This window comes from Methanobrevibacter sp. UBA212 (genome assembly GCF_905233225.1).
In the GTDB taxonomy this organism is placed as follows: domain Archaea; phylum Methanobacteriota; class Methanobacteria; order Methanobacteriales; family Methanobacteriaceae; genus Methanocatella.
On record NZ_CAJODJ010000018.1, the window covers coordinates 68,351 to 78,759 of the forward strand.

The window sequence follows — 10,409 nt, forward strand, 5'->3', positions numbered from 1 at the left end:
TGTCTCTCATTAATTTTGCTGTATTGGTGATGTTTGGTTGGTGCATGTCTAATGCTCTTATGCTATCTATAGCAGACTTTGAATTCATTAAACTATCATTTATTCTAATTTGAGATTTTCTAATGTTTTCAATTTGATTCAATATTCGTTTTAAATCTTTGTTCATAATTTATAATACCTCTTTATAATTAGTATTCTTAGTTTTTTCTTTTTAAAGTTCACATGAATAATTTAATGTCGTTTCGTCATGTTTTAATGATTGAATCTTTCTTTTAATCATTGATTTAGAAAGGATTACTTTATATAATGCCCTATCTATTGGAAGTGATTTATAATAGTTATTATTTTTAATATATGCTATTATTGGATTTTTAGAACTGAACAAATTATTGATGATTAAGAGTATGATAAATTAGAATTAATTAAATTAATGATACTTTTATAAATTATGTTTATTAAAATGTTTAATAAATAATAAATGAATAAATCCATTTAAAAGGTGATAGAATGTACAATCCGTTTAATAAAAATATCTCAGAAATAGAATACGAAGATTTAAAAAAATTAACAGAAAATGATGTTTCAGAAGGATGGGTTATGGAATATAAAGGATCATTTCCTAAAAATAAAAAGATAGCCAATTCAATTGCATCTTTTGCAAATTCATTGGGGGGTTGGTATATTATTGGAATAGAAGAAAATGAAAATGAAAGTAAACCTTCTGAAATTATTGGTTTTGATTTGGAAGATAATAAAAAGCCTACTGATAAAATTACAAATATTATTAAAGATAACATTGATCCCATTCCTTATTTTGAGACTAAACTTGTAGAAATTCCTAAAAATAAATTTGTTTTAGTAGTTCAAGTATTTGAGGGTCATGATGCACCATATATTAGTAATGGTAGTATTTATCTGAGGATTGGTGAAACTTCAAAACTATTAGCTATTGATAATAGATACCAATTTGATAAATTAATTGATAAAAAACAATCTTTTCAAAAAAATATAAATTCATTCATGGACAATACATTTTTCTTTGATGAGTATTATACTCAACCTTATTTGGAATTTTATGTTTATTTAAATAATCCTGAGGAGGTTTTATTTGAAGATTTTTATTCTGAAGAATTCTTTGAAAATCTTAAGGAAAATTTTAACTCAAATGTAAAATTAACAGACGAGTTAGAATTATCTGCTTCCATTAATTTTGATAATGTCTATGGCTCTGTAGATTCTTATATACTAAGGCACGTGTATGATAATGACCCTATGCAAACTGGACTCACGTTAGAATTATTTAAAGAAGGGCACTTAAAATTAATATTCCCATTTAATGTATATGATAATCTTTCATTGAATAGAGAATATGAATCATTAATTTATTATGATTCCTTTGTTTCTGAATATGGTGATTTAAAAATTATAGATTTGGCAGAATCTATTTTTGCATTTCAAACTATATTGACCCAATATAAAAGATTATTGGAAAAATTTAATTGTAATCATGAATTAATTTTTAAATATAAATTTAATAATTTTGATTCAATTACTCCATTTATGAATTCTGATGAATATATGGGGTTCATTAATGAAAATAAACTGCCTATTAATCTTAAAACTTCAATTAATATTCCAAATAGAGGATATTCAAAATGTCAATTTAAGGATTTTAATCCATTGACATTTGCTATTAAAATTATTGAAGCAACTGGTCTTCCAAGGCATTTAATTGATGTTATTTCTGAGGGGTATGCCACATATATTAATATTAGGTCAAATAAATAGATTTAACAAGTTTGTGCTGTAGATAAATTAATCAACCATATTGTTTTTAATATAGAAATAGGTATCAAACTTTATTTTTGACTTATTCCTATTCTATTTATTATTTTTGATTATTAATCGTTATTGTAAATCTTCCCTAAATTTTTAAAAAAGTAGCCATAATATATAAATATTTATATATTATAAATAATAAATTATATAATAAATTAAGTGGAGGAAAAATTTAATGGCAGATTCTATAATATTGCTCGAAGAGAGAAAAGAAGTCACAACTTTCCTATTGGATGAGGGCACAATCACTGCAACCACCGTAACAACTCCTACCGGTGAGACTCCTGGTTATGAATACGCAGGAGATAAAATCAAGGTCGATGATGCAGTGACTTTATCTGATGCCTCAGACATTGGAAAGCCAACAGTTAAAAAATACACTGCTTCAGAAGGAGAAATAATTTTAGGTATTGCAGTTAATGATCCAGTCACCATGACAGGTGGCAGAAGAAAAACATCAATCTTAGTTTTAGGGCATTTATTCAGATTAAAATTAGCTAGTGGATTATCAAACATTAAGGTCAATGACAGGATTGCCCTAACCAGTACTGGGGCAATCAAATCTGATGATGGGGAATATATTGCAATGCACCCTGTTGCCAGTTCCGATGATTACAACTACATTGAAGTGTTCAGACCATATGACATAGGTGAAGCATGATAACAAAAGGAAACGATACAAAAGTGCAAAATGAGGTAATTGCTCAAACAATTACTGATGAGTCAGCTAAAAGATTGAGATTGGCAAGACTCTTTCCAAAACAGGAAATCAAGGAAAACTCTGATTACTATACCTACTTCAGACAGAACATCAATCTTGATGATGCAATCAAACGTGGACTTTTGGGCGAGGCAAAAGACCTAGCGCCGGGTGCGTCTTTACAAGAGCTAAACATAAGAAAACCTGTAACCGACACTATCAGCATTGACACAGTGGGCGGTGTTTTAAACGTCAACAAGGATGTCTTTGACAGTGACAGAATTTCTTTTGAGGACTTATTGGCGGATGTGGCAACACTCATTGCAAATAAAATCGAGACAAACATTTACAATACTCTTGTAAGTTCACCTAAGGTTCCAACATACAATACCACACAAACCGAGGATACCATGGAAGCCTTCGGTCAGTTTGTCATCAAGGCACAGGAAGCATTTAAAGGTAGTTCCGGTGCAGGTGCTGATTTGACAATAATGGTGGAATCCTACAGGACATTAAGCTATATTAAGCAATTGGCATATATTAGTAATAAGCTGGTTCAGCCAATAGAGGAAATACAAAGCTATTATGGTGTGGATAATATTGACTTTTTGGGAACAACCCATGCAGACGGCGGGGCAATGCTTGGAGAAAAGGACTACATTGCATTTGACTTAAGGAATGCGCCGTTGACCGTATTGTATTCCAAATCTTCAGGAACAACTGTAGCACCAATCACATCAGATCCAGATATTGCTGATTTTTATCCAATCATTGAAATCATGAGAAAAGACATTTATGATGAGCTGCCGCAGTATACAAAACTGTTCATCCAGTCCAAGGTTGGAATATTGTTGAACAAACCGCATCTTGCCCTTACAGGTACATGCAGACCATAGGTGATAAAAATGTTAACTAAAGGAAACAATGCTAAAGTTCAAGACGAAGTGATGGCACAAATCGTAGCCAAATGGATGAGATTTACAAGACTGATTCCAAAGCAGGAAATTGAGGAAAACAGCCAATATTACACTTACATGTCCCAACGCGTAAATATCGATGAGATAATAGCAAAAGGTCAATTGGGCGAAGCAAAGGATGTTGCGCCTGGAGCAACACTTCAGGAGCTGAATGTAAGAAAACCTGTAAGTGATACAGTATCAATCGATACAATCGGAGGTGTTTTGAATGTTTCAGCGCAGATGCTTGATTCCAATTTGATAAGTGTGCATGATATGCTTCAGGATGTTGGGATTCTTATAGGAAGAAGCATTGAGCAGGCTGCCATCAACATGATTTTAAACAACGATAAGGTAGCAACATATAATCATAGTTCTGGTGATGATAGTGGAGTTACTATTTTAAAAGCTCAAGAAAAGTTTAAAGAGTCTGCCGGAAGCTTCTGTAACCTAAACAGCATGGCAGTCAATTATAAGTCATTGACCACATTAAAGTCTGATATGTTTGCAAGCAACAGGCAGGTTGAACCAGTAGAGGCAATCAAATCATATTATGGTATTGACAATATTGATTTATTGGGCACTGCTGTTTGTGACGGTGGATCTGAAATTGCCGAGAAAACATACATCGGTATGGACTATCAAAATCCTGGAATGAAATTGTTATACTCAAAGATAACAGGAACAACTGTTGCACCACTCGGACCTGACGGTGATGTGTATGATTTCTATCCGTTGATTGAATTCATGCGTAAAGATATTCGTGATGAACTGCCGATGTATACAAAGCTATTCATACTCACCTCAGTAGGTGTTTTGATGAATGCACCTAATAGGATTATTAAAGGTAAGTTCAGGGCTTAAATAGTTGGGAGTTAATTCTCCTAGCTAAACATATTTCTGAGGAAATAAAATGAAATTAATACTAGATAGTGAAAATTCACATCCAACAACAATAACAGTTAAAGGGCATGAAATAACATTGCTATTAATTGAATCTAGTATATTAATTGATTCATCACAGATTGCAAAGATATTCTGCAAAAAGGAAAAGACAGTGGCGACTAAAGTGCAGAAATCCGGATTGGAGAAATACGAAACAGAAAATGTTAAGCTATTGAAAAAATATGGATTGATGCATCCGGATGCTGTCAAACCAAGACCTTTTTATGATTTAAGGCAGATGCTTGAAGGTCCGGCTGAATATTATTTCAAACAGATTGATGAAACTGATTTGATTGATGTTATAGTAAGGGTATCTATTGGAAAGCATCGTGAATGGATTCATAATCGAAGTATTGATAGGTTCTAGTAATTATGAGTATTTATTTATATTATAATTATTTTTTTTAAATTTTTTGCTACTTTTAATTGATTTATTTTCTTTACAAAATTTAATCAATTTTTTGAGAATATATTCTTGTTTTAGTGTTTTGGTGTTGCCAATAATTATTAATTTTTTTCTTGCACGTGTAAGTGTTACATTTAATCTTTTAGGGTCTGCAATAAAGCTTATATTTTTGGAATTAGTACTTCTAACTAAAGATATTATGATTACATCTCGTTCGTTTCCTTGAAAACCATCTACTGTGTCAACATTAATGGAAGTTTGTTTTTTTATTAAATTAACTTGGTCAACATAGGGAGTTATAATTCCAATTTCACTTTTAGGAATGCCTGATTTGACATATCGATTAGCAATTCTTGATGCAATTTGTGATTCTAACGTATTATAGATTGATGTTGAATTTTTATATTGAGATTCTTCATTATTTTTATCTTTGGAGGTATCAATAAAAAGTATGGGGTTTTCATGAAAATAGGGGTCTTCATTTTCTTTAAGAAAATAATTTTTTGCTTCTTTTCCACATTTTAATTTATTATTATAAAATTCCCTGTTTGGAAATTCCATAAGTTTTTCATTCATTCTATTTTGAACATTTAAGAATTTCTGTTGCTCAGGAAAATTTTTTTGCAATATCTCAAACAATGTTATCTTTAGTTCATTATTATTGCTTGCAACAGTTGGAGGTAATTGTTTTGGATCACCTGCTAATATAAATTTATCTGCTTTTGCAATAGGAATCAAAACACTAGGGATTGTTGTTTGGGAGGCTTCATCTATAATTGCAACATCAAAATGACAATGGGATAACACATCTAAAGCTGCTGATGTGTTGGTAGTTAAAATTATCTTATGGTTATCAATGATGTCTTTTTGAATTTTAGAATATATTTTGTCATTTTTTTCATGTGTTTCTCTTATTTTAAATCTAATGTATTTAACTTCCTGAGGTTCAATATCTGTTTTATCTAATTTTTTATATAATTCTGATATGATGTTGTTATTTTCTTCAATTTTGGAGTAACATGGATGTTGTTTAGTTTGTACAGATAAAGAATGTTCGTTTATTGTATCACTAATTTTTCTGCTATTTCCTATTCTAAGTATATTTAAATCGATGTCTATTAATCTTTGTGCAATATTATCAACAGCCGCATTACTGTCAGCAGTTATTAATATTTTTTCTTTTATGAGAGCTTCCTGTCTTATGATTTCAATTAGGGTCTTTGTTTTTCCAGTTCCAAAAGGGCCATGTATTAAAAAGAAGTGTTTACTATTTAAACTTTTAAAAACAGCTTTTCGTTGTGATGTATTTAATTCAGTATCGTAAAAATTAATATGTTTAATTTGTTTTTTGTAATTTTTAGGTTCTTCATGTTTTAATGCGAAATGTAGTGCATATTTTCCATCTGGTGAAAGGGGCTTTAAGTTTTCTAGTTGGCGATTGTATGTGCCTTCTTTTACATATAAATCGATTCGATATGAATGGGAAATATCTGGTTTAAAATCCTCTTTACAATATTCAATTATTATTTCTTTTGGTTTTATTTTTACTACTTTTCCTTCTTGATTCATGCCCTGAAAATTTTCATCAGTAATTAAAACTCTGTCCAGTTCATTGATTTCAGTATCAATTATGTCATAACTTTTAAATTTGACTTGTTTGGGATTTTCATTATAATTTTTAAATGTACATGTTAAATGAAGTATGGTTTCTTTTTCATCTGTTTTTCCATCCATCAACCGTGTTCTAAGTTTTTCATAATTCTCTGATTTTTCATAAGTTATTTCATCATTAATAAGTTTTTTAAGTTTATTCTCGTATTTTTTCACGGACTTTTTTTGTTTTTCTGTTATCACTTGTTATTCTCCCACTATTATTTTATTATATTTAATTCTAGTCTTTCTGTTTCAGTATCAAGTATCCACTCTAAGGTATCTCCGGATTCTATTTTCAAAGCCTTTACATAGGTTTTAGGTATTGTAGTTATCAGGGAAATTTCACCTTGGTTTCTCACTTTTGTCTCTTCATTGATTTTCATAGTCAATATTATATTCTTTATGTTAAATAACATTTTTGATTTGTTTTAATAGTTGAAAAAGTAACATTTAAATATCATTGGGTAGATATTATATACTAGTTAATACAAAATATAATTTGCATAAAAGTTGTAGAATTATGTGCAGGTGCAGGAGGATTGGCACTCGGATTTGAAAAAGCAGGCCTTGAACACGAACTGCTTGTGGAAATAGACAAGGATTGTGTAGCAACACTCCATAAAAACAGGCCTGAATGGAATGTGCTACATGCAGATATAAAAGAAGTTGACTTTACTCAATATCATCCGGATATAGTTGTGGCAGGACTTCCATGCCAGCCATTTTCATATGCCGGTAAAAAACGGGGATTTGATGATACAAGAGGAACACTATTCTTTGATTTTGCAAGATGCATAAAAGAAACCAATCCGAAAATGTGCATAATCGAAAATGTTGAAGGTTTAGTCAGGCATGACAAAGGACGAACCATGGACACCATAGTAAACGTATTGGAAAACGAACTCGGATATGATGTCCAATACAAAGTCCTGAATGCGGTGGACTATGGTGTAGCACAAAAAAGAAAAAGGATGTTTCTTGTTGGAACCAAAAAAGGATTGATATTCAACTATCCAAAAAAAGTCAAAGGAAATCCAGTGCTGCGTGATGCCCTAAAAGATGTTCCCGAATCTGAAGGAACAGAATACTCCGATAAGAAAAAGGAAGTGCTTGAACTTGTTCCTCCTGGTGGCTGCTGGATAGATCTTCCAGAAGAAGTTCAAAAAGAGTATATGGGTAAAAGTTTCTATTCGGGTGGTGGAAAACGTGGAATGGCAAGAAGAATATCATGGGATGAGCCATGCCTGACACTGACAACTTCACCATGCCAAAAACAAACTGAAAGATGCCACCCTGATGAGGTAAGACCATTTACAGTAAGGGAATATGCAAGAATCCAGTCATTTCCAGATGAATGGGAATTTGAAGGAGGAATAACATCAAAATATAAACAGATAGGCAATGCCGTTCCTGTAAGGGTTGCTGAAGCAGTTGGGCGTGAAGTGATTAAAGCTTTAACTGGAAAAAATAAAAGAAAAGAAGGTCAGACAACTTTGTTTTAATCATCAAAGATGTGGTCTTCATATTCTTTAATTATCTTTTTATCTTCCTTTGAAAATTCTCTCTCAGTTCCTAATATGTCATTAATTGCAATGGGGATTGCTCTGAAAGTTTTTTTCAAAGCATGAGGGTCACAGGTAACTAATTCATATACTTTATCACAACTAATTCTTCTTATCCTTTCATTATTTTCATAATTCTTCTTTTCCCAGATTACGTCATCTGATTTGTAATTTTTATGTATGATATATGCCCAGTAAGCAGTTGCATTTTCATTTTCCTGTACAATTTTTTCAAGGTTTTCTCTCACAGTTTTTCCTGATCCACTATTGATTGTATTATATTTATTTTTCAATTCAATGTATATGGTTCCATCATCATTTTTTAAATCAACGTGGCTATTGTCACCGGTTCCTAAATCTTGCCAACCTTCTACTCTACCTAACAATCTTTGATGGAATTCACCCATTTTGTTTTCAATGCTTTTACCATTTTGTCTTATTCGTTCTGCTTTAACCCATTCTTCAAAGCTAATATCATTCACACATAAATCAAACATTATCTTAAATTCATCAAGTCCATATTTAGATTTTTTTAGTAAGTCTATTGCTGATGGTATTTCTTGAGCATCATTTGGATAAGAATCCATAACTCTTTTAACTTCTTCAAGAAACACCTCATCTGAAACAAAATCAACATATTTATTTGTCATTTAATCATCCTCATTTTTGAATATTATATTGTTGTATTCCATTTTAAGTTTTTCATCATCTTTGCTTAGTCTGTAATCTTCGCTCAATATTTCAACTATCGCTTTTGGTATTGCATCAAATGTTTTTTCAAGTGCTTGAGAATCTCCAGTTATCATTGCATATAGTCTATCTCCACTTATTCTTTTTATTCTTTCATCTTCTCTTTGTTGATATTTCCAAACTCTACATTCTGATTTGTAATTCTTGCTTATAACATATGCCCAGTATGCAGTAGCATCAGGATATTTTTCAATAACTTTTTCAAGCTTTTCACGACATGTCTTTTCAGATGAAGAGTTCATGGTATTGTATTTGTTTTTCAGTTCAATGAATACTGTGTTGTCTTCTTTTTTAAGATCAATTTCTGTTTCATCACCAACACCTAAATCCACCCATCCATTGACTTTTCCTAAAAGTTCCTGATGAAATTCTCCAATCTTATTGTTGATAGTTTTGTCTTGCTGTCTTGTCAATTCTATTTTTGACCATTCATCAAAGCTAATCTGGTTTACACAAACATCAAAAATAGTTTTGAATTCATCAATGGTGTTTTTGCTTTCGGTCAATATTGATGTGGGAGTTATATTTTCATCTAGGGTTTGATATGAGTCTACAACTTTTCTGACACATTCTAGAAAGTCCTCATCTGAAACAAATTCTACATATTTGTTCATATTTTCCACCTTGGATAAATAATTAATCTTAGTTCTGTTTTTCTTGTTTTATAGTATTTTTGTTATAACTATAATTTTCTGATGATTAAAATTTAAATAGAGTAATATTTTATATGAATTTGTAATTTTAAAATATTTAAAAAAATTTCATCATAGTATTATTAATAGAATTATGTTTAATCATGTTATATTGATTAAACTCTAAAATAAGATGCAGTTTAATTTATATATTTTTTTAAGAATTTTACATTTAAAAATGAATTTAATAAATTAAATTATTTATTCAAATCAATCACATACAAACTTTCATTATATTAATTTGGAAAAGTTTACAATAGATGAAATTAAAATTAAAAATATAAAGTAATAATGGTTTAAATTAATGTCTGATTCAAAAAAATTTCAAATGAAATTAAATAGTAGAGGGAAAATTTTATGGTCTATTGTGGCGTTTTCACCTTTATTTTTAGTATTACTATTAAAATTTATTTTAAATCTTTTTACTGAGCCCAATCCTTTAATTAAATATAATAGTATTGTTATTATTAGTGTGATAGTTATTGTAGTTTGCATTTTTTTGACATGGTTATTATTATTATGGATTTTAAATCCTGGGGAAACTGAAGATTTAATGGAATTTGAATGCAAAATAAATAATTCTTCAAATTCAGATTATGGGATTTTCATTGTAACTTATTTAGTTCCATTTATTTTCGTAAATTTTTCATGGGTTGATTTAATTCCAACGGGTGTAATGTTTATTTTTATAATTGCTATTTATATTAATAGTCCTATTTTTGCTATTAATCCTATTTTAGGTTTTTTTAAATATAATATTTATAATGCTGTAATAAATAATCATTCGAGCATATTAATTTCTAAAAGAAAATTACCTTGCAAAATCGATTCAATGACTTTGATACAGTATGGAGATAACGTTTATTATGATGCGGACACAGGAAAAGAAGATTATAAATAAGGGTG

At 30.2% G+C, this 10,409-nt stretch carries 11 protein-coding genes; 7 read left to right on the top strand and 4 right to left on the bottom strand.

Annotated elements, in window-relative coordinates:
• Positions 1 to 507 precede the first annotated feature (507 nt).
• From QZ138_RS06295 to QZ138_RS06315, 5 genes are all read left to right on the top strand, one after another.
• Complete coding sequence (locus tag QZ138_RS06295) at positions 508 to 1,788, top strand: helix-turn-helix domain-containing protein (RefSeq protein ID WP_292887584.1); 1,281 nt, start codon at positions 508 to 510, stop codon at positions 1,786 to 1,788.
• Positions 1,789 to 2,014: 226 nt separating this feature from the next.
• Complete coding sequence (locus tag QZ138_RS06300; protein WP_292887587.1) at positions 2,015 to 2,500, top strand: hypothetical protein; 486 nt, start codon at positions 2,015 to 2,017, stop codon at positions 2,498 to 2,500.
• Positions 2,497 to 3,435, top strand: coding sequence for a hypothetical protein (locus QZ138_RS06305; RefSeq protein WP_292887590.1), 939 nt, complete (start codon positions 2,497 to 2,499; stop codon positions 3,433 to 3,435). The genes QZ138_RS06300 and QZ138_RS06305 overlap by 4 nt, the downstream gene beginning before the upstream one ends.
• 9 nt (positions 3,436 to 3,444) lie before the next feature.
• Positions 3,445 to 4,359, top strand: coding sequence for a hypothetical protein (locus tag QZ138_RS06310; RefSeq protein ID WP_292887593.1), 915 nt, complete (start codon positions 3,445 to 3,447; stop codon positions 4,357 to 4,359).
• 49 nt (positions 4,360 to 4,408) lie between these two features.
• A complete protein-coding gene (locus tag QZ138_RS06315; RefSeq protein WP_292887596.1) occupies positions 4,409 to 4,807 on the top strand; it encodes a hypothetical protein in 399 nt (132 codons plus the stop codon).
• Positions 4,808 to 4,810: 3 nt separating this feature from the next.
• Here QZ138_RS06315 and QZ138_RS06320 read toward each other — a convergent pair whose 3' ends face one another.
• The gene (locus QZ138_RS06320; RefSeq protein WP_292887598.1) at positions 4,811 to 6,700 is read right to left on the bottom strand and encodes an AAA domain-containing protein; all 1,890 of its coding nucleotides are present in this window, start codon (positions 6,698 to 6,700) and stop codon (positions 4,811 to 4,813) included.
• 17 nt (positions 6,701 to 6,717) lie between these two features.
• Entirely contained in the window at positions 6,718 to 6,882 is a 165-nt protein-coding gene (locus QZ138_RS06325; protein ID WP_292887601.1) for a hypothetical protein, read from the bottom strand.
• 120 nt (positions 6,883 to 7,002) lie between these two features.
• Here QZ138_RS06325 and QZ138_RS06330 point away from each other — a divergent pair, with 120 nt between their 5' ends.
• On the top strand, positions 7,003 to 8,001 hold the full coding sequence (locus tag QZ138_RS06330) for a DNA cytosine methyltransferase (RefSeq protein ID WP_292887646.1): 999 nt from the start codon (positions 7,003 to 7,005) through the stop codon (positions 7,999 to 8,001).
• Here QZ138_RS06330 and QZ138_RS06335 read toward each other — a convergent pair.
• Complete coding sequence (locus tag QZ138_RS06335) at positions 7,998 to 8,711, bottom strand: Eco47II family restriction endonuclease (RefSeq protein ID WP_292887604.1); 714 nt, start codon at positions 8,709 to 8,711, stop codon at positions 7,998 to 8,000. The two genes, QZ138_RS06330 and QZ138_RS06335, sit on opposite strands and share 4 nt — an antisense overlap.
• Positions 8,712 to 9,425 carry an Eco47II family restriction endonuclease gene (locus tag QZ138_RS06340; protein WP_292887607.1) on the bottom strand — a complete coding sequence of 238 codons (714 nt, stop codon included), beginning with the start codon at positions 9,423 to 9,425 and terminating at the stop codon, positions 8,712 to 8,714.
• A gap of 382 nt (positions 9,426 to 9,807) precedes the next feature.
• On the opposite strand from QZ138_RS06340, the gene QZ138_RS06345 reads away from it, so the two are divergent.
• On the top strand, positions 9,808 to 10,404 hold the full coding sequence (locus QZ138_RS06345; RefSeq protein WP_292887610.1) for a hypothetical protein: 597 nt from the start codon (positions 9,808 to 9,810) through the stop codon (positions 10,402 to 10,404).
• The last annotated feature ends 5 nt before the right edge of the window (positions 10,405 to 10,409 follow it).